Genomic DNA, 20,425 nt, shown 5'->3' with positions numbered 1-20,425 from the left:
ACTGACGAAACCGAAAATAAATTCAAATGCAAATAATAGTAATTATCATTTAGATCCAATATTATCTTCGCAAATCAAGATAATACTATGGAATTAAGGTAACTATCAGATGTATAAGCAATCCCTACTCTCTGCTTCAATCGTTTTAGCGCTTTCATCAACTTCAGCCTTTGCTGAAGATTATGCCCTATTTGACGAGGTTGTTGTATCTTCGACTCGTACGAATCAAACACTTATCAATACTGCGGCTTCTGTGACTGTCATCTCTGACGAGCAAATCGAAGAGAACATGGCAAAAGATGTTAACGAAATCTTCGAATACACTCCGGGTGTGACGATGAATTCGAGCTCTCGCCAAGGCGCACAGACTATCAACATTCGTGGAATGGAAGGCAAACGCGTTAAGATTTTGGTTGATGGTTCATCGCAACCAGGTTCATTTGATGGTGGCCCTTATGCATTTATTAACTCTAGCGGTATTTCAATCGACCCCGATATGTTGAAAAGCGTCGAAATCATCAAAGGCGCTGCTTCAAGTTTACACGGAAGTGACGCTATTGGCGGCGTCGTTGCTTTCGAAACTAAAGACCCTTCTGATTTCTTAAAAGATGGCGAAGATTTTGGTGGCCAAGCTAAACTGTCTTACTCTTCAGAAGACAATTCTTTTAGCGAACATGTTGCGTTAGCGAATCGATTCGGCGACCTAGAAACATTGGTAGCCTACACTCGTCGAGATGGTGAAGAGTTGCAAAACTTCCGTAACCCTAACGACTTAGAGAACTACGCTGTAGAAGGTCAAGATACCTCAGCAGATAATCTTTTAGTTAAGTTGCAATACCAGTTAAACGAAAGTCATCGTATTGAGTTTTTAGCTGAGCTAATCAAAGATACTTCAGACTCTGACATCTACCACTCAAGCTACGATAGCTATACTGGTGCTGATGACACAACGCAAAATCGATTCGCCATTAAGCACATTTGGTTTGCTGATGGCGCAATTGCCGATACCGTAACGAGCAAAGTATCGTACATTTCTAAAGAAGAAAATGGTGTAACGAAGCGCTTTAAACCTGCTGGTCCAGGTATGCCACCTTGGGTACCAGCTAACAACGACAACTTACAAACTAAAGACTACGAGTACACCGAAGATAAGCTTGAAATCGAGACGCAGTTAGATAAAGAAATTAACAACCATTACCTAGTGTATGGTGCGACTTATACACATAGTGACATTAGTAACACCAACATGGAGTACAACTCTGATCCAGCTACTGATGATCAGCTTTATGTATACACTCCTGATGCTAAAGAGCAAAAATTCGGCTTGTTTGTTCAAGATGAAATTAGCCTAATGAATGACAAGCTGGTTGTGACTCCAGGTGTTCGTTTTGATTACTTCTCAACGGATCCAGGCAGCAGCACTACCGAATCGTTGACTGATTTCTCTGATTCTGCCGTAACAAGTCGTTTAGGTTCAACCTACAAACTGACAGATACAGGCACTATTTTTGGCCAAATAAGCCAAGGCTTTAGAGCTCCTTCTTTTGATGAGCTTTATTACACCTATGACAACCCTGGACACGGCTACGTAAATGATCCAAACCCAGATCTTAAGTCAGAAACCAGTATCTCTTACGAGTTAGGCTACCGTCACAATACTCAAGCTTCATCATCTGAAATTGCGGCTTACTACAGTGACTACGATGATTTCATCGAGACAGTGGTTACGAAAAAGGTTGGCGGAATGACGCACTATTCTAACGTTAACTTAGATTCGGCAACGATTAAGGGGATTGAATTCTCGAACACGTTACTTTGGGATGTTTTGGTAGGCGCGCCTGAAGGTATTTCGACACACTTCGTTGCGTCATACACTGAAGGTGAAGACGGAAACGGAAATGCACTAAATAGTGTTAACCCTTGGAATGCTGTATTCGGTCTTAACTACGATGCTCCAAACCAAAACTGGGGTACTAGCCTTAAGTTAAACTACACGGCTGACAAGTCTAGTTCAGACATCAACTTCGATGACGAAAGTGGCGGCAACGCTGGTCAAGCTGAGCTTCCAAGTGCTACGGTTGTTGACTTGACGGCTTACTACAAACCAATCAAAGATCTGACTATTCGTGGTGGCGTGTTTAACTTAACGAATGAAGAGTACTACCGTTGGAACGACATTCGCGGCGACGATGAGCTTTACAAAGAAAACTCTCAAGCGGAAAGAAACTACGGCATCTCAGCTAAATACGAATTCTAATTCGTTAAATAGCTGATACAAAAAAGCTTATATAGCAGAAACTAAAAAGCCAGCTTAATGCTGGCTTTTATCTATTTCACTAAAAATTGTATCAAAAAGGAATAAGTGAAATTACGTCTTACTTCTCTGCCATTTCTTTCTTAACCATTACTGCAGCAGCAATGATGAAAGTGATGATTAGGCCTAGTTCCATGATTAACTCCAAAGAAAATTAACATTAAACATATAATTCGCGAGCATAGTAACACAACGAATACAGAATGATACTTTTTAACCACTAAATTACTTTTTATTCGATTTAGATCAAAAAAGATGCCCTAGAGCATCTTTTTGTACGTTAACTATTCATGAAACGACTAGATCAACTAGGGAAACCATCAGGGTTCGTTGACTGCCAGCGCCACGTATCTTCGGTCATATCAGTCAGTGTACGTGTCGCATTCCAGCCCAATTCTTTCTGAGCTTTTGCCGGATCTGCCCAGCATTCTGCGATATCACCTGGGCGACGATCGACCAATTGATAGGGGACTTGTTTACCGCTCGCTTTCTCGAACGCCTTAACCATGTCTAATACACTTGAACCGTTGCCTGTACCAAGGTTGTAGATATGAAGACCATCTTTACGCCCTACTTTCTCAAGTGCAGCAATATGACCGTCAGATAGATCCATGACGTGGATGTAATCACGTACGCCAGTGCCGTCTTTTGTTGGGTAATCGCTACCGAATACTGATAAGAATTCACGACGGCCTACAGCCACTTGAGATACGAATGGCATTAGGTTATTTGGGATACCTTGCGGATCTTCACCTAACTCACCACTTGGATGAGAACCGACTGGGTTAAAGTAACGCAGCAGTGTAATGCTCCAATCTGGATTTGCTTGTTGGAAATCGGTTAAGCACTCTTCAACCATTAGCTTACTACGGCCATAAGGGTTGGTTGCACTTGTTGGGAAATCTTCAGTAATTGGAACACTTGCTGGATCGCCGTATACCGTTGCTGATGAACTAAACACCAGTGTTTTCACACCAGCTTCACGCATTGCATCAACAAGAACTAGCGAACCATTTACATTGTTGTCGTAGTATTCAAGAGGCTTAGCAACGGATTCACCAACCGCTTTCAAACCAGCAAAGTGGATAACAGCTTCGATGTTATGTTGCTTCATAGTTTCAATTAGCAGTGCTTTATCGCGAATGTCGCCTTCAATAAAATCAGGACGAACGCCAGACACTTTCTCGATACGTTCTAATACGCTCGGTTTGCTATTGTACAAGTTATCAAAAAGAACAGGTGTCATGCCTGCATTGATCATTTGGATACTTGTGTGACTGCCGATGTAGCCCATGCCACCTGTAACTAAAACATTCATGCTTAGTAAAAACCTTTATAAAAATACTCAACCTATGGCTTATGATACAACAACTTAACTCGAGCTAACAGACATCAGTACTGTTGATTGTCTGCAGAGAAGGTATATTGACCTTTTCCTTTGTGCTTCGCTTGGTACATCGCTTCATCAGCCATTTTTAGAATCGTGTCGAGATCTTTGTCTGATCCGTCGACTAAATGGATTCCTATACTTGCACCGACTTTCAGTGTTCGTTGTTTGTAGTTCACTTCTTGTTCGATAAGATCCAACAAACGCTCCGCTAACCTGGCGATTAAGTTTTTGTCGGTCTGTTTAATAATAAGTACAAATTCATCACCCGACAAACGTGCGACTAAATCCCCTGCTCTTACTTGCGAAAGCAAGCGGTCAGAAACCGTCTTAAGTATTTCGTCTCCAGCATCGTGTCCGTAGGTATCGTTTATACGTTTAAAGCCATCAAGATCTAAGTAAAGTACCGCAAACTGTTGATTTGAATAATGACTCGCAGATACGACACCATCTAAGAACTTATAAAGTTGCGCGCGATTAGCTAAACCGGTCAATGCATCGTGATGCGCTAAGTGTTCCAATCGCTCCATCTCTTTAACATTAGAGAGATCAGATAAAGTTAATACCATATCAAAATCGCCTTCTTTACGATCCGAGACTATTCGATTTACTTTGACGAACATTGGAACCAAAGTGCCTGAAACATTTTGCTCCCACACTTCTCCTTGCCATTGACCATAGTTTTCAAGAGAGCTGCGAATTGTCGGCATTAAGGATGAAAACTGCTGCCAAGAGAAGACTTCAAACGGCGTTTTGTCCACCAGCAAGTCAGCATGATAACCAAGTAACTGTGTGACCGCTGGGTTAACCATGGTAATAACATTCGACGAATTGAGCACGATTAGCCCATCTTTACTATTCTCAAATACGCCTGCCGCAAGTCGTTGACGGCTCATTGCCGTTTCGATCTCGGTCACGTCTTGTATCGCAAACAGAGTATGGCCATGCTTTGATAACGATCGGCTACTAATTTGTAGCCATTGCTTAGATTGGAACAGATCAATGCTTTCGATCATTTCGTCGTTAAGCTCGATATTAGAGCTTAACGCGGCTTGTAAAAAACCTGGTGGCTTGGTCGCGATGAGCTCTTGAATCGACATGTTTTCAAGAAAAGCTTCGGTACACTTAAAGATGTCTCGTGTAGCAGCATTAGCGTGAACAATGGCCCCTTTTCGATCGACAACCAATAGTGAATGCTGAACCGTTTCAATGACTTCGTTCGCAAAAGACTTTTCTTCTTGCAGTTTATCTAATGTGAAATTGATTTGACTGTCACGATGCTTCAGCCTTTCTAACATGGTATTGAATGCACGAACTAAGTCGCCAATCTCATCGTTACTTACGGCTGTTAATTTGGGTTGCTCTGAACGACGCTCGACAAATGCCTGCATTGCTTCATTTAACTCAAACATGGGTTGAATAATGAAACGTTGAACCATGGTTACGAGCACGATCCCGAGAAGTACGAGCAGCAATAAATAGATCACCGCGACTTTTAAAATGTTGGTCAGAATCTTAGCAAACGTCTGTTTGGATATCGTGACGCGTAGCTTTGCTATCACTTCATCATCTAGCCAAATAGGTACCGAGAGATAAATGTAGTCTTCTGAGATCGCAAACTGCTGAGCGGCGATATCTTTGATCTCATCGGCATTAGGCCTAGGTATGACGGTATTATCGACCTGATAGCTAGCAAATAACTGGTTGTCGTGATCAAATAACTTTACTCGCACGATGTCCTTATCGGCTGCAAAGGCAGACAAAATTTCGTTTGCGGAGGTTTTGTCTTCAAACAAAATAGCGGCTTGTAGATTGTATGCCACGCCTTGGGCCAACACTTTAACTCGTTGTATCAGGTTATCTTTCTCTCGCTCAAAAGTGACAGTGTAATTAATCGATTGAATTGTGATAAAGGCAACAGACACAAACAAGATGATCGGCAGGATAAGCTTGTTTTTGATGGATAACTTCTTGATGAAAGACAACATTAATTACCCTCCACGACAGCGATACGTAACAAATTTGAGCCTATGATGTAGTTGCCTCTTTTGGCGTTGTCCAAATTGATCTTGGGTTTAGTTTTGTTATCAACAGTAACAAGCTCAACGACACCTCCCATGCGAGTAAAGTTAGGAGTCGGACTGACAGTAATCATATTGGGCGAATATAGACTGTTATCAAACCCTTCATCAGCAACAGTAAAGTAAGTGATATCGCACTGTGTTGTGACAGTTTGATGCACATGAATAGGCAGTAAGCGCATTGTTTCGCCATTGGTAAATGAGGTAAGCACATCACTGACTTCTTTATCCCCAATCACACAAAAATCGACGCTATTCATCTGACTCTCGTTATCCCAGCGGATAAAATTAGCGATTCTTAACAGATACATGGCCTTCATTTCATTGGAGCTGAAACTCGTCGCGTTCGAAGCAAAAGAAGTAAGAAGTAAAATCAACGCAAGTGTACCAATTGCAAATGATTGACAGAATTCGGCACGTTGCTCGAGCCTTTTGACACTCATGAGATACCCTTACGTAAATCTATTCGTAGTTAAATGTGATTGGGGTAAAGACTTTTTAATGACGGCACACAATCGTTGCTTTCATTCATGCTAAATTTGAGTGAGTTCGCGGGAAATACCCTGAGTTCACTTACTTTATAGGCAGAGTCGAATCTTTTGTTTATTCGCTCACTATATATGAAATGGAATACTGATAAGTTTCTGGTACCAAAACTTTGAAACAGGTCACTGTTTAATTCCGTCATTTATACGAACGTCAGTAAGAACCTAAACGTAAAGGATTGAAAGCAAGTGACAATGAAGATTTTGCTTAATTGCGACATGGGAGAAAGTTTCGGCAATTGGAAGATGGGCGATGATGAATCGGTCATGGAATGGGTCGACATGGCAAATATTGCCTGTGGTTTTCATGCGTCCGATCCCCACGTGATGTCTAAGACTATTAAGCTTGCCGAACACTACCATACTCAGATAGGTGCTCATCCCGGCTATCAAGATCTTGTTGGCTTTGGGCGACGCTCAATCCCTCACACTATGGACGAGATCAGCGAACTAGTTTGCTATCAAGTGGGCGCACTGCAAGCCCTGTGTCGTTATCACCATACAACGGTTGGGTATGTGAAGCCTCATGGTGCCCTTTATAACGATATGATGGCACACACCGATGTGTTTAACGCCGTTGCTCAAGCGGTTGCTGAGTTCAACATTCCTTTAATGATTCTCTCTTCTTCTGATAATCAACAGTATTTAGACATCGCTGATGATCATGATTTACCTCTACTCTTTGAAGCGTTCGCAGACAGAGCTTATTTAAACAGTGGACAGTTAGCGCCGAGAACTTTAAAAGGTTCGGTGTATGTCAATCAAGATGATATCTATAACCAAGTCATGCAGATCGTCAATTACGGATCAGTCACAACGCTCGAAGGTGAACGACTCCCTATTGAAGCCGACACGATTTGTGTCCATGGCGATAATCCACAATCGATCGCATTGATTAAAAAAATCAGACAAGACCTCAACGCTTTTAATTAATACTGCGAAAGCTATAAAGCTATAAAGCTATAAAGCTGTAAGTGTCAAAGCGGTTAGTTAAAAATAAAGCGATAAGATAAGACCACAAAACAAGAAACCATGGCCAATTACCAAAACTGCTTATGCTGTGATTGGCACGAATGGTACTTTAAAGCGTATTTCTTCGTATCAGTATGGAAGCGAAATGAAGATGAACAAGATTGAATTCAATATCGACCCTGTCGCAGAGTGCAGTGTTCTAGTTACATTAAAGTCGGCTTACTCCTCAAACGTGACGCAAAGTGTAGAGCGCAGTTCAAGTGCAGATAGTTCAAGCGCAGATGATTCTCGATACATGGCCCACTTTTCTGAAGCCATTCGACAACATTTCGCGTCAGTATTAATGAACGTGACACCGGCTTATCACACAATATTGGTGGATTACCTTCCTTACCGAATATCTGAACAACAATTGGTCGAACAACTTAACACCGTACTCACTCAATCCTTGTCGACACTTGCGAGCAACCATTCTCGATCAAACGTTGTAGAGTTGCCCGCCTATTACTCTAAAGAAACCGCACTCGATTTAGAACGATACCAAGACAAAGGGTTATCGTTAGATTCTGTCATTACTCATCACACCTCTCAGACATATCACGTTAGTGCAATTGGCTTTATTCCCGGTTTTGCCTTCATGTCTGATGTGGTTGATGAACTGGTGTTGCCACGCCATGCGACTCCGCGTTTAAGTGTGCCTAAAGGCAGTATTGCTATTGCGGGTTCAAAAACGGCTGTTTATCCATCTGACGCACCAGGTGGATGGAATATTATAGGTAACTGCCCTTTATCTTTGTTCGACTATGACCAATTAACCAACGCAGACATAACCTCACAAAGTCTCTCATTATTGAATGTTGGCGATAGCGTGCAGTTTAAAGCCATCACTAAGAAAGAATTCATTGAACTAGGAGGTGTACTTAATGGTTAAGCCAACACTGACAGTACTTAAGCCGGGTCCAATGAGTTTGATTCAAGACTTCGGACGGTTTGGTGTCGCACACCTCGGTTTAACACAAGGTGGCCCAGTGGATGATTACTCTTACAGTTGGGCTAATCACCTATTACAAAACCCAGTAAACTTAGCCGCGTTAGAAATTACTTTAGGACAATGTGCTTTCAAGATCGATCACGATTGCGAAATGTCGATATGTGGCGGAGATTTACAGGCGGCTTTGGATGGTCAAAAGCTTGATAACTGGAGTACTTTCCAAGCTCGAACTGGGCAGATTTTATCTTTTGGATTGCCGAAGAATGGCCTTCGAGCCTATTTAGCGATTAAGGGAGGGTTTGATGTTCCTGTGACTTTGAATAGTCGTTCTACGGTCACAAGAGAAAAGATTGGCGGTCTTACCCAAAATGGCGAACCTTGCCAACAAGGTCAGAAGATAGCTTTCTCAACGCATCCTCTCGCTCAACCTTTCAAGTCATTGAGTGTCACGTTCAGATACAAGCCCAACTATAACCTACCTTTGAATTTGCGCATTATTGAAGGCTATCAGTGCAATCTGTTTTCTGAATCTGCGAAGGAAACGCTCTATAGCTCCAGTTATCGTGTTGACCAGAATTCGAACCGTATGGGCTATCGACTCAGTGGCGAGTCGGTCGCTTCTCCTGATATCTCTCTATTATCTGAGGGAATTGCACTTGGGGCGATTCAAATCCCACAAGACGGACAACCTATCGTGTTATTGAACGATCGACAAACCATTGGTGGGTATCCGAAGATTGGTTGTATCGCTCGAATTGACTTACCGAGGTTAGCTCAAGCAAAACCGGGGCATGAAATATCGTTTAGTAAAGGCGATCGCTTGGGGCTACAAGATGTGTGGTGCCAGTGGGCACAGTTTTTCGGTTATTGATGTATTTGCTCTCGATACATAACACTCGATTAAGGTAGATAAACTAGACGTCTAAATAGAAAAATCCAGCTTACTGTTTACAGCAAGCTGGATTTTGTATTTGGATATCGTGGTTCTAGGTTAAGGTATAAGCTTCTAGGAGAATTGCACCGCTTTTAACCGTGATCTTGCCCTGATACCTTCGCAAGCGCATCTGGGTAACCGCGCTCTTTGGTTAATCCTATCGCTCTGTTTTCAATATCATTCATGTTAAGTGACATTGTCACTGAGTGCGTATCTTCAATCGATACCGATTCAGCTATATCAAACCATTGCTCAGCAACCTTTTGCGCGGCTTCTAACGTGGAAGACGCTTTTACGACTTCAAGTCGAGCATAGCGCTCACCGCAGAAAGACACGTCTGAAGCTCTCAAGCTTGGGTCCGTCCCCGGAATTTGCTGCGCACCGAAAAGCGGCTTGCCGCCAACTTCAGCAGAAGCAAAGCTTGGAATGAACTGAGACATATGAGTGATCGCCGCTCGCGTTCTTAATTCAAGCTGCTCTTCACTCCAACCGGATACGATTTTCTTAAGCAGCTTTGAAGGCAACTGAGGCTGTGATGAATCCGTTGAAGATGAAACCAATCCGCCCTCAAACAGAGTAATTCCCTCTGTCATGCCATGAAGCTGGAACACACCATCAGCATACGGCGTTAATTGCGCCATACCTTGTGGAGTGCCTCTTGGACCATGAAAGATAACCTCTGGCCACTCTTCCTTACATTCTTGTGAATATGGCCACTCAGTAACGTACGCGGCTTTAAATTCAACCAGTCTTTGTTGCTTAGATCCAACAAAGTCGTCAACGATGCCGGTCTCGAAACCACTCGCATTAATCAAGTAATCTGCCGTCAGGTTACGGCTTTGATTTTCACGATCTGTGTAAGTTAAAGACCAGCCTTCTCCCGTCGATTCAACAGATTGTAAACGGCTGTTAGTCAACACAGTACAATTCGATTGTTTATCAAGGGACAACTGAGCTGTCGCGGACAGTCGGAATACACTCCATCCATACTCTTGAACCATCGCAACTGGGTACTTAAGCGTGTCTAAATCAGTGTGTTTAGCAAAAGGAATACACCATTCATCGAGCGATGCAGGTTTCAGAGGCTGCGTCTTTGTAGAAAGCGCTAACAAATCCTCTTTGCTATAAAGCTTGTAATACTCTTCCGGATCGCCAAGCACTTGATTGCTTTTATCTTGTTTAACAAGATCAGCATACGCTTGTTTAATGAGCTTAAGGCGAGGAAGTAAATCCATCGGTTCGCCACCATCACTATGTGGCACAGCGATGATTGTCGGTCGAATATTGATCGTGTGAGGGAATAATCGGACAGTATCAATCGACTGCGTGAGCAATTGAAGACACTGCTCTACAGAAATATCTCGATACAAATTGCCGCCAGCGTGCAAGTGGCAAATGGGTGGTCCATTAACCAAACTTGGCCCTTTTTCCATGATAATGACCTTAAAACCCAGCTCACTAAAATGAATAGCGCTCGTGGTTCCGGCAATACCGCCGCCAACAATGGCAATAGAAGGTTGATTTGTATCCGTTTTGTTGTGGTTCATCGTGTTCTGTAGAATTAGATTAACTGCCCCCATTCTACTTTTGTTCGGCGATGAATTAAATCACATTTTTATCAAGGTCTTAGCATTCTGCTTATTAATATCAATGTAAAAAACAAAAATAATCTCTTGACTTAATAACTCTAGATTGAGGTTTGAAGGTTATTCTAACAGTCAGATTTGTCCTAAGTGACGCCACATAAAGGCTGTCTCAATACTCGTAAAACACCGACGTTAACTTATCCCTAAAGTTATCCACCGTTTTTGTGGATAACTGTTGATAACGTTCTTGCTAAGTTGCGCAAACCCTTTGTTTACAGGGACTAACCGATGTTCATAAAATCGGCGATATTGAACAATGAGTTTTAATTAATGCTGAGAAATGTCCATTTTAAGGTGAGATATATCTTGTTAGTCATGCGAGTTGGTTAAATAAAAAGCGGCCTATCGCGAGGGACCTAAAAGATGTAAATAGGTATTCGCTGCTAGACCGCTTTAAAAAGTGTGGGTGACGTACGTTAGTCACCCACCTTTACTTAACCAATGTCGTTTTTAATGCTTATCCGAAATCTTTGTTTACTGGCGCCAACAAACGTTTAATCAAACTGTTGACCACCGCTGCCAAGGTCATGAAAGTCAGCACGGGCAAAACAATCCACAACATTGGGTGAAGTGATGGTTCTAACTCGAAGCCAAAGTTCATCACGCCAGCGACGCTGAGCTCAGAGCCTAAGGCTGCAATCGAGCCCGCCACCAGTGCCATCAATCCATATTCACACCAAATGGTATTGAGAATGCGCTTCTTACTCGCCCCTAAGGTTCGATATAAACGAATCTCTTGCTGTCTCTGAGATAAGCTCAATCTTAGCAGTGTGAAAATTAACAACAGCCCCGCTACCACGCCAAGTGCTGCGAGCACGGTTATTGACCAGACGATTTGTTTAAGCAGCTCTTGTATCTTGCTGCCCATCTTACGAATGTCCATCAAACTTACAGTCGGGTGATTACGTGACAGATCGTTGAGCATTTGATTGTGCTGCTCTTCTAATCTGAAGCTCACCAACCAAGTAGAAGGAATGGCACTCAGTACATCCGGTGTAAAGATGAAGTAGAAGTTTGGCTTCATTTCACGCCACTCTACCTTCCTGATGCTATTCACGTTAGCCACAACGCTTTGGCTGTTTATCGTGAAAGCTAGCTCATCACCAATCTCCAAGCCTAGCTGTTCAGCCACTTCAGATTCAACGGATACACCTTTCTCTTGAGTCCAAGTACCTTCAAGCACTTCGTTATAGACTGGGAGAGAATCTCCCCACGTAAAGTTAATCTCTCGGCTTAGTGCATCTGTCCCTTCCGATGTATCACTGTACTCGTTCGCTTCGACTCCGTTTATTGTGGTTAAGCGGCCACGAATAATTGGGAACGCCTGAGTACGCTCTACATCGTTGGCATCAATGGTCGCGAGATAATCGTCTTTCTCATAGCTCGCAATGTTCAGTGCAAACGCATTGGGCGCGTTTTCAGGTAAGGTTTGTTGCCAATCCGACAACAAATCGCTTCTCACTAGCCAGATAATCGATAGCAGCATCAAAGACAACGCTAAAGACCCGAACTGAATACCAGTAGCAAAAGGTGTGCGATTGATTCGACTTAACGCCAAACGCATTGAGGTTGATGTCGGTAACTTGCCAAACAAGCGCAATACCACATTACTCACGACCGCTAATACTAAGAACAGACAAGCGATCCCAGCTAAGACAATCCACACCAACAAGTTATCGCCGTACATCAACATCATTGGAATAATGGGCACAAGCAACAACAGGTACTTTTTATAACTTTCACGTAACTGGTGATTTAATTGAATAACGCTAATGGCCGATGTGTTGACCAAACCTATTAGTGGGATACCTAACGCAGGCACACCAATCAAGATGCTTGATACGATAGCCAGTATTGCAGGTTCAGCACCATAGCTAGGAAGTGGTGTTGGCAGTAAGTCACCAAGTGGAATTCGCAATAAAAACTCTAAACCAATACCAATAGCGATACCGAGTACAGCGCCAATAACGACTAACAGAGATACCTGTACAGATAGCCATTTAATGATCCACTGCTTACTCGCACCTAAGCTTTTAAGCATCGCGATGGTTTTTCGACGACTCGCCACATAGTGTTGGCAAGTCAGCACTAAAGTAGTCGCAGCCATGATCACTACGATAGCTACCGTTAGTGATAAATATTGAGTGGTGCTTTCAAACATGTCGTTGGTACGACTGGCTGAGTCTTGTGTACGCCAGCGATCACTTGGTGTCAGTTCGATACTGTCTTGTGCGGCTTTGAGTTTCGATTCATCACCATTTAAAAACAGTCTAAAGCTAACGCGGCTGCCTGGTTGGATTGCGCCTGTCGCTTCAACATCGTTATTATGAATCAGAACAGCAGGCATTTGTTGGAAAGGGTTAAAGCTCAAGCCCGGTTCTTGCGTGATACGCCCTGTGATTGTTAAATCAGCATCGCCTATCGTGACATTGTCACCTATCTCAACTTCTAGCTGTGCAAATATGCGCTCATCAAGCCACAATTCACCCGGTTCAACATGATTGCTTGCCGCATTATCTGCGCCTTCCAGTATCATTTCACCGCGTAAAGGGTAATTGCTCTCTACGGCTTTAACGGTAACCAACTGCATCGAGTTATCACTGAATGCCATGGTGGAGAAACGAGTCAGCTGAGAGCTTTCTAACTGTTCAACCTGAGTCAGATCTAACAAGGGTTGAGGGATTGGGTTTGCCGAGACAAATACACTGTCGGCGGTTAACGCATCTTTACCCTGCTTTACGATCACTTGTTCCATACGCTCAGCCAAAGCTGAAAGCGCGAACACACAAGCAATGATGAGCGTTAAAGCGATGGATACTGGCCATAGCTGACCATGTCGAATCTCTTCGATGCTCCATGAAAACAGTCGTTTGTTCAGTCCGTGTGATGAATTCAATTTACACTTCCTCTATGTGACCGACATGCATTTTCAAGGTTCGTTGGCAACGCTGTGCGAGTTTAGGGTCGTGCGTAACGAGAACAAGTGTGGTGCCGTGCGATGAATTGAGTTCAAACAACAACTCGACTATTTTCGCTGCGGTTTGTTGGTCTAGGTTGCCCGTTGGTTCATCGGCAAACAAAATTTTAGGCTTAATCATAAACGCACGAGCCAATGCGACCCTTTGTTGTTCGCCCCCTGACAGTTGAGATGGCAAGTGATCAAGCCTATCTTTCAAGCCCACGGACTCAAGTAGAGCTGTCGCGCGTTCAATGTCTTCGTTTTCACCTTTTAACAGACAAGGTAGTGTGACGTTTTGCAGCGCAGAAAGGCTTGGAATCAATAAGAAGCTTTGGAAAACAAACCCAACGGATTCACTGCGGATTTTGGCTCTCGCTTCATCATCCAGCTGTGATAGAGGTTGACCTAACAAACTGATTTCGCCAGAAGTTGGCACATCGAGCCCTGCAAGCAGTGTCATTAACGTGGATTTACCCGCACCTGAAGTACCGACAATCGCAACCGTTTCACCCTCACGAATATCGATATCAACTTGCTCTAAGATTGTTAAATGTTCTTGATTAGTAGACACTGTCTTGGAAACAGCTTCTGCTTTTATGATGGATGTATGCATGACTCGACTAATTTCCTTTTTATTTTTTATTTTATTTTCAACCGCTTCGTTAGCTCAAAGCTCTACGTCAGCTCAAGTTTCCAAGTTATTGGTACTTGGCGATAGCTTGAGTGCGGGTTACAACATGGATATCAAGCAAAGCTGGCCAAGTTTGTTGCCAGACGCATTGGAAAAACATGATAAAACCGTGAACGTGGTCAACGGGAGTATTTCTGGTGACACAACGGGCAATGGCTTAGCGCGTTTACCGCAACTGCTTGAAGAACACGCCCCAGACACCGTTCTTATTGAACTTGGCGCGAATGATGGACTGCGTGGCTTCCCACCTAAGCTTATGTCTGCGAATCTGGATCAGATCATCGAGCAAGTAAAAGCTGCTGGCGCGAAACCAATTATGATGCAGATTAAAATCCCACCTAACTACGGCAAACGTTACAACGAACAATTCGAGTACGTTTTTACATCGCTGTCTGATCAACAAGACGTGCCACTTTTGCCCTTTTTCCTTGAGCACATCATCCTCAAACCTGAGTGGATGATGAACGATGGACTGCATCCAAAACCAGAAGCTCAACCTTGGATCGCTGAATTCGTCGCCGAAGAATTATATCAGTATCTTTAGGTTTTAATGGTCTAGCTCAATAAATTTTACACAGCTTTACGTTAGCCTGAGTGCATATCACCGTTAACTGTAAGGTTATTTATGCTGATCGAACCTATTATCAAGGGTGTGGTAGCCAAAAGCGCTCACCCTATTGGCTGTCAAGAAGCCGTAAAGCAACAGATCAAATTTGTTAAGAGTGCGCCGCAAATCAAAGATGGCCCTAAACGAGTCCTGATCATCGGCGCATCCTCCGGCTTCGGCCTTGCCGCTCGTATCGCCCTTACCTTTGGCGGTGCAAAAGCTGACACTATCGGCGTCTCATTCGAGCGCGGTCCTAGTGAAAAATCCTTAGGCACTGCTGGCTGGTACAACAACATCTACTTCAGAAAAGAAGCCGAACGAGAGCAGCGTACTGCGATCAACATCGTTGGCGATGCCTTTTCACAAGAAACACGCTCACAAGTTGTCGAAGCCATCGAAACTTACTTCGAAGGTGAAGTGGATCTGATTATCTACAGCTTAGCTGCTGGTGTAAGACCGAAACCAGATTCTGAAGAATTCTGGCGCTCTGCGATAAAGCCAATCGGTGAAAGCGTCACTGGCGCGACTATATCTCTTGAGCACGATCATTGGGTAACCAACACGCTGGAAGCAGCAACCGAAGAAGAAGCCGAGAGCACACTTAAAGTCATGGGTGGCGAAGACTGGGAAAACTGGATAGATGAGCTGATCAACGCTGAATCTATTGCTCCAGGCTGTAAAACCATCGCATTTTCTTATGTTGGCCCAGAAGTGACGCACCCTATCTACTTAGACGGTACTTTGGGGCGCGCCAAGATCGACCTTCATCAAACCAGCCATGCGTTAAATCTCGAACTAGCCAACTTCGGCGGTAATGCTTACGCGACTGTGTGTAAGGCATTAGTAACGAAAGCGAGTGTATTCATTCCGGGTTTAAGCCCCTACTTGCTTGCTTTATACAAAGTGATGAAAGAGAAAGAAACTCACGAAGGTTGTATCGAACAGATGCAACGCTTGTTTAACAGCAAACTGTATGGTCAGGAAAAAGTGCCACTTGATGGTGAACGACTCGTACGAATGGATGAATGGGAACTCGAACCAGAAACCCAAGCTCACGTGACAGAGTTGCTTGAAGCGATGGACGAAAACAACTTCCAATCCATCGGCGACTATCAAGGTTTTAAAGAAGAGTTTTTACAGTTGAACGGGTTCGCTCAACCATCGGTAGACTATAACCAGAAACTTAACACTCAAGATTTTATAAAGTTAAAGCCTTAATCGAAACTTATCTCATTACTGAGACCCGGATTCACATTTGAAAACCTCTGCAAAATTGCAGAGGTTTTTTTCTGCAACTTTTCTTATACTTAATTAACGTAATATTCACAGGCTATTTGGTTTCATCATAATTAACACAGGATGTGTTGATGCATTAAGCATAATTGACTCGGAGTCATATGAAGAAAATTAAAACTCTAGATTTAGACATCCCAGACGACATGAAATCCGGTTGGCAAAATATTGTCGACTTGCTGGCTCAGATCACTCAGGTTCCAGCCGCTCTCATCATGCGTGTCCATAGTAACTCCATCGAAGTTTTTTCAACCAGCCGCAGCGAAAATAACCCCTATGCCCAAGGCGACTCAGAAACATTAGGCAATGGGTTGTACTGCGAAAGCGTCATGGAATCGCAGCAAAATCTTGTTGTACCTAACGCCTTGGCTGATCCCGAGTGGGAAGATAACCCTGATATCAAACTTGGTTTAGTCTCGTATTGTGGTATTCCGTTACTTTGGCCAAATGGCGAGTTGTTCGGTACGATCTGCATCTTAGACTCTAAAGAAAACCACTACACGCCAACCTATATCAAGTTACTCGAAAGCTTTCGTACTTCAATCGAATCTCAGCTCAAGACTTTGTTTCAACACGCGAAACTGACTCAGATGAATGAAGAGTTAAAAAACCGCGTTTACACTCGAACGAAAGATCTTGCGAGCCTGAACTACTCACTCAACCAAGAGATTGATAAACGCAAAGCGGCTGAACAAAAAATAAACTTTCAGAAAAACCACGATCTCGGTACCGGCTTTTTGAATCGCAACGCATTTGAATCTCGCTTAAACCAAAGGTTGTCTACACAGAATAGACTGACTGATTGTTCATACGCTGTCATTCATATCGGCTTTACCAATGGTCGACGTATCCAAGCACGTTACGGTTATAACGCATTAGACCAAGTGCTGGTCGAATACCGTCAGCGAATCGAAAGCATCTCCGATGTTGAAGTTTTCACGGCACGCCCTACTTCTGTCGATCTCGTATTAGCGTTCAGCGTTAAGGATTTACAGCATCGACTCGAGGAGCTGTGCAAGAGCTTGGTTAATGTTGGCCATTCAGAGTTCGCCATAGATAATGACAAGGTTCATTTGCATGCTTTTATCGGCATTGCGATAACTGACAACGAAGATGATGCAGAAAGTGTGCTGCAAAAATCGTCAGAAGCGATGCTTGCCTGTAAAGACTCGGGGCAAAAGTTTGCTTATTACTCTCAGTCACATACCGAAGAGCAAAGTCACCTGAACAAGATCGAAGGTTATTTGTTACACGCCGTGCGTAATGACGACTTGATGCTCTATTTCCAGCCGAAAGTCTGCCCGCTCACTCATCGATGGGTTGGCGCAGAAGCACTGTTACGTTGGAGGCACCCAGTTCTTGGTGATATCTCTAATGAAACCTTGATTCACATGGCTGAACAGAATGGTTTGATATTCGAGGTTGGCAGCTTTGTGTTGCGTAATGCGATTGAAAAAGCCAAAGAGTGGTCGCTATACGTCGATGATTTCAAAATGGCTGTCAATGTGTCCGCCGTTCAACTTAAGAACGTGCACTTTGCCGAGCAGGTTATTCACCTCCTAGAAACTTATCACCTTGAACCGCACTTTTTAGAACTTGAAGTCACTGAAAGCGGCCTTATCGCTGATGAAGTGGTTGCTAAGAACACCTTGGAATCTCTGCATGACATCGGTGTTACATTGTCACTTGATGATTTCGGTACGGGCTATGCCTCATTCAGTTACCTTAAGAAATTCCCATTTGACGCGATCAAAATCGATAAGAGCTTTGTCGACCAAATGTTGAACTCAAGTGAAGACAAAGAGATTGTTCGTTCGATTGTTCAAATTGCTAAAAAGCTCGACTTAAAAGTCACCATCGAAGGCATTGAATCAGAAGTTCAGGAGCAGTTCATCGTTGAAGAAGGCTGCGATGTTGGTCAAGGTTACCTCTACGGTAAGCCGATGCCTGGGCAAGAATTCGAACACAGCTTAGTCAATCAAAACTATTTGGGGTCAACTCGTTACGCTTAAAGCGAAAAAGAGCAGTTTGTTTTGGATTTAGGCCTACTTTCTCTTTACTCTAAAGGTGGTGATTTTTATAATCGCCGCCTTTCTGTTTTTATCTTCCCTTTATATAGGCATTCCTCGTTATGGATCAGTTGACTGCAAAGCTTAAAAAGCTCGAAAAACAAAACTTCCGCGCATATCAACAAATTAAAGGTCAATACGACTTTGCTGATTTCGAATTACACATCGACCACGTTCAAGGTGACCCGTACGCATCTTCTTCACGTTTTCGCGCAACACGCGCTTGGTCGTTAACAGGGTTAGGTTGGCTGAAAGAAAAGTCTTACGAATACCAAGTAGCAGCTCGTGATTTTATTGCACGTAGCTTCTCTGAATTTGCTAAGCAAGAAGCGACCGTGTCTATCGCACTAACGGGCCAGACTGTTTTGGATAACACCGCTGTGGTTTTCACCGAGCACGGTATCGAAATCCGTTTTCGTATCAACCTACCTGCTGATGGTCGTAGTATTCTTGCAAAGAAAGCAATCAACATCATTACGTTCTATTTGCCTAAGTTTATTCGTCGCGCAACGCTTGAACGCGAACTCAACATTGAAGCGATGATTAAGCATTGTGAAGCCGTTGAAGACCAAGACGCATTGCGCGCTCAATTGGAAGAAAACAACCTAGCGGCATTCGTAGCAAATGGCAGCGTATTACCTCGTATCGCAGGTAATTGTGATTTACCAATGAAAGGCGCGGTTCCTTTCCTAGCACCAGAGTCTTTGAGTGTTACGTTAAACACACCAAACCAAGGTGATGTAACCGGTTTAGGCATTCCTAAAGGTATTACACTGATCGTTGGTGGTGGTTTCCATGGTAAATCTACACTATTGAACGCCGTTGAACGTTCTATCTACAACCATATTCCAGGTGATGGTCGTGAAGGTATCGTGACGGCGACTGATACCATGAAGATCCGTGCAGAAGATGGCCGATGTGTACATAATTTGAACCTTTCAAACTACATCAACCATTTACCAATGCAGAAAGATACGTCTGATTTCAGCACACAAGATGCGTCTGGTTCAACTTCGCAAGCAGCTTGGTTACAAGAATCTATTGAAGCGGGTGTACAAACGCTCCTTATCGATGAGGATACGTCAGCGACTAACTTCATGATTCGTGACGAACGTATGCAAGCGCTAGTATCAAAAGGTGCTGAACCTATCACTCCACTTGTTGACCGTATTGGCCAACTTCGTGAAGAGATGGACATCTCAACTATCGTGGTAATGGGTGGCTCTGGCGATTACTTAGATGTGGCTGACACTGTGATTCAAATGCACGACTACCAAGCGGTAGACGTAACCGAAAAAGCACAAGAAGTCATTGCTCAACACCCTACTCAGCGAATTAACGAATGTGAGACAGCATTAGAAACGTTTGTTCCTCGCTCGTTAAATCGGGCAGCACTGATGAACATTCTTACTGACGGCAAATTCCGTGTTAACGCGAAAGGCAAAGAGTCACTGCGTTTTGGTAAGGAATTCGCGGACCTTTCTGCATTAGAGCAGTTAGAGTCAACTTCAGAAGTGAACGCGATTGGTTGGGCTTGGTTCCAGTTTGCACAAACTCCAGGCTGGTCAAACAACCCTGCTAAAGAGTTTAGCGCTATCTTAAGCGACGAGTGGCACGTGAACATGCCAAATTACGGTGACTTGGCGAAGCCAAGAGTATTAGATGTAATGGCTGCACTAAACCGTATGCGTAAATCTCAGTTCAAACCTTCTAACTCCAACTAATATGGCGCGTTAAGTTAACCTTATCTCGTACTACGGCTCTCATTTATGAGGGCCGTTTTTTTGGCTTGAACCTACCTCGAGCTTATTCTCTCGATACCCGTTTCCACATCCAAGTAATTCAATGACCTGATTCTTAATTAACAGATTATCAACACGTTGAATGCTGAGTGAGCTTACATTCGCCATACGTTGATGGCTCTTCTCCGCTTAGA

General features: G+C 43.5%; 14 protein-coding genes. 8 read left to right on the top strand and 6 right to left on the bottom strand.

Going from position 1 to position 20,425, the window contains the following annotated elements:
* The first annotated feature begins 109 nt into the window (after positions 1–109).
* A complete protein-coding gene (locus BCT49_RS17160; protein ID WP_102436918.1) occupies positions 110–2,257 on the top strand; it encodes a TonB-dependent hemoglobin/transferrin/lactoferrin family receptor in 2,148 nt (715 codons plus the stop codon).
* Between the two features lie 361 nt (positions 2,258–2,618).
* On the opposite strand, the gene galE is transcribed toward BCT49_RS17160, so the two are convergent.
* The 3 genes from galE to BCT49_RS17145 all read right to left on the bottom strand — a co-directional run bounded on the left by galE (position 2,619) and on the right by BCT49_RS17145 (position 6,225).
* Complete coding sequence (galE, locus tag BCT49_RS17155) at positions 2,619–3,632, bottom strand: UDP-glucose 4-epimerase GalE (RefSeq protein WP_102383148.1); 1,014 nt, start codon at positions 3,630–3,632, stop codon at positions 2,619–2,621.
* Positions 3,633–3,706: 74 nt separating this feature from the next.
* Entirely contained in the window at positions 3,707–5,689 is a 1,983-nt protein-coding gene (locus BCT49_RS17150) for a sensor domain-containing diguanylate cyclase (protein ID WP_102436915.1), read from the bottom strand.
* Positions 5,689–6,225: a YfiR family protein gene (locus BCT49_RS17145; protein ID WP_102436913.1), complete on the bottom strand. Its 537-nt coding sequence runs from the start codon at positions 6,223–6,225 to the stop codon at positions 5,689–5,691. The genes BCT49_RS17150 and BCT49_RS17145 overlap by 1 nt, the downstream gene beginning before the upstream one ends.
* A gap of 291 nt (positions 6,226–6,516) precedes the next feature.
* On the opposite strand from BCT49_RS17145, the gene BCT49_RS17140 reads away from it, so the two are divergent.
* The 3 genes from BCT49_RS17140 to BCT49_RS17130 all read left to right on the top strand — a co-directional run bounded on the left by BCT49_RS17140 (position 6,517) and on the right by BCT49_RS17130 (position 9,161).
* Complete coding sequence (locus tag BCT49_RS17140; RefSeq protein WP_102436911.1) at positions 6,517–7,260, top strand: 5-oxoprolinase subunit PxpA; 744 nt, start codon at positions 6,517–6,519, stop codon at positions 7,258–7,260.
* 184 nt (positions 7,261–7,444) lie between these two features.
* Positions 7,445–8,230 (top strand): 5-oxoprolinase subunit B family protein, encoded by a 786-nt coding sequence (locus BCT49_RS17135; protein ID WP_102436909.1) that lies wholly within the window; start codon positions 7,445–7,447, stop codon positions 8,228–8,230.
* Complete coding sequence (locus BCT49_RS17130; RefSeq protein WP_102436906.1) at positions 8,223–9,161, top strand: biotin-dependent carboxyltransferase family protein; 939 nt, start codon at positions 8,223–8,225, stop codon at positions 9,159–9,161. The genes BCT49_RS17135 and BCT49_RS17130 overlap by 8 nt, the downstream gene beginning before the upstream one ends.
* A 155-nt stretch (positions 9,162–9,316) precedes the next feature.
* On the opposite strand, the gene BCT49_RS17125 is transcribed toward BCT49_RS17130, so the two are convergent.
* The 3 genes from BCT49_RS17125 to BCT49_RS17115 form a co-directional block, all read right to left on the bottom strand.
* Positions 9,317–10,771, bottom strand: a complete 1,455-nt coding sequence (locus BCT49_RS17125; RefSeq protein ID WP_102436904.1) for an FAD-dependent oxidoreductase — start codon at positions 10,769–10,771, stop codon at positions 9,317–9,319.
* A 556-nt stretch (positions 10,772–11,327) separates the two neighbouring features.
* The gene (locus BCT49_RS17120) at positions 11,328–13,766 is read right to left on the bottom strand and encodes an ABC transporter permease (RefSeq protein ID WP_102436902.1); all 2,439 of its coding nucleotides are present in this window, start codon (positions 13,764–13,766) and stop codon (positions 11,328–11,330) included.
* A 1-nt stretch (position 13,767) separates the two neighbouring features.
* On the bottom strand, positions 13,768–14,442 hold the full coding sequence (locus BCT49_RS17115) for an ABC transporter ATP-binding protein (protein WP_102436900.1): 675 nt from the start codon (positions 14,440–14,442) through the stop codon (positions 13,768–13,770).
* Between BCT49_RS17115 and BCT49_RS17110 the strand changes: the two genes are divergently transcribed.
* From BCT49_RS17110 to BCT49_RS17095, 4 genes are all read left to right on the top strand, one after another.
* Positions 14,441–15,064 (top strand): arylesterase, encoded by a 624-nt coding sequence (locus tag BCT49_RS17110; protein WP_102311994.1) that lies wholly within the window; start codon positions 14,441–14,443, stop codon positions 15,062–15,064. The two genes, BCT49_RS17115 and BCT49_RS17110, sit on opposite strands and share 2 nt — an antisense overlap.
* Positions 15,065–15,145: 81 nt before the next feature.
* A complete protein-coding gene (fabV, locus tag BCT49_RS17105) occupies positions 15,146–16,345 on the top strand; it encodes an enoyl-ACP reductase FabV (protein WP_102436898.1) in 1,200 nt (399 codons plus the stop codon).
* 179 nt (positions 16,346–16,524) lie between these two features.
* Positions 16,525–18,432: a sensor domain-containing phosphodiesterase gene (locus tag BCT49_RS17100; RefSeq protein ID WP_102436896.1), complete on the top strand. Its 1,908-nt coding sequence runs from the start codon at positions 16,525–16,527 to the stop codon at positions 18,430–18,432.
* A gap of 119 nt (positions 18,433–18,551) precedes the next feature.
* Positions 18,552–20,213 carry an ABC-ATPase domain-containing protein gene (locus BCT49_RS17095; protein ID WP_102436894.1) on the top strand — a complete coding sequence of 554 codons (1,662 nt, stop codon included), beginning with the start codon at positions 18,552–18,554 and terminating at the stop codon, positions 20,211–20,213.
* The last annotated feature ends 212 nt before the right edge of the window (positions 20,214–20,425 follow it).

This window comes from Vibrio lentus (assembly GCF_002875945.1).
Classification (GTDB): Bacteria; Pseudomonadota; Gammaproteobacteria; order Enterobacterales; family Vibrionaceae; genus Vibrio; species Vibrio apostichopi.
The sequence above is the reverse complement of the archived record's forward strand: the minus strand, read 5'-3'. Positions and strand labels throughout refer to the sequence as shown.

Bases quoted from the DNA above. Each gene is read 5' to 3' on its own strand.
- BCT49_RS17125 (WP_102436904.1), bottom strand. From the start codon at position 10,771: ATGAACCACAACAAAACGGATACAAATCAACCTTCTATTGCCATTGTT.
- BCT49_RS17135 (WP_102436909.1), top strand. From the start codon at position 7,445: ATGAAGATGAACAAGATTGAATTCAATATCGACCCTGTCGCAGAGTGC.
- fabV (WP_102436898.1), top strand. From the start codon at position 15,146: ATGCTGATCGAACCTATTATCAAGGGTGTGGTAGCCAAAAGCGCTCAC.
- BCT49_RS17145 (WP_102436913.1), bottom strand. From the start codon at position 6,225: ATGAGTGTCAAAAGGCTCGAGCAACGTGCCGAATTCTGTCAATCATTT.
- BCT49_RS17160 (WP_102436918.1), top strand. From the start codon at position 110: ATGTATAAGCAATCCCTACTCTCTGCTTCAATCGTTTTAGCGCTTTCA.
- galE (WP_102383148.1), bottom strand. From the start codon at position 3,632: ATGAATGTTTTAGTTACAGGTGGCATGGGCTACATCGGCAGTCACACA.
- BCT49_RS17150 (WP_102436915.1), bottom strand. From the start codon at position 5,689: ATGTTGTCTTTCATCAAGAAGTTATCCATCAAAAACAAGCTTATCCTG.
- BCT49_RS17095 (WP_102436894.1), top strand. From the start codon at position 18,552: ATGGATCAGTTGACTGCAAAGCTTAAAAAGCTCGAAAAACAAAACTTC.
- BCT49_RS17115 (WP_102436900.1), bottom strand. From the start codon at position 14,442: ATGCATACATCCATCATAAAAGCAGAAGCTGTTTCCAAGACAGTGTCT.
- BCT49_RS17100 (WP_102436896.1), top strand. From the start codon at position 16,525: ATGAAGAAAATTAAAACTCTAGATTTAGACATCCCAGACGACATGAAA.
- BCT49_RS17110 (WP_102311994.1), top strand. From the start codon at position 14,441: ATGACTCGACTAATTTCCTTTTTATTTTTTATTTTATTTTCAACCGCT.
- BCT49_RS17130 (WP_102436906.1), top strand. From the start codon at position 8,223: ATGGTTAAGCCAACACTGACAGTACTTAAGCCGGGTCCAATGAGTTTG.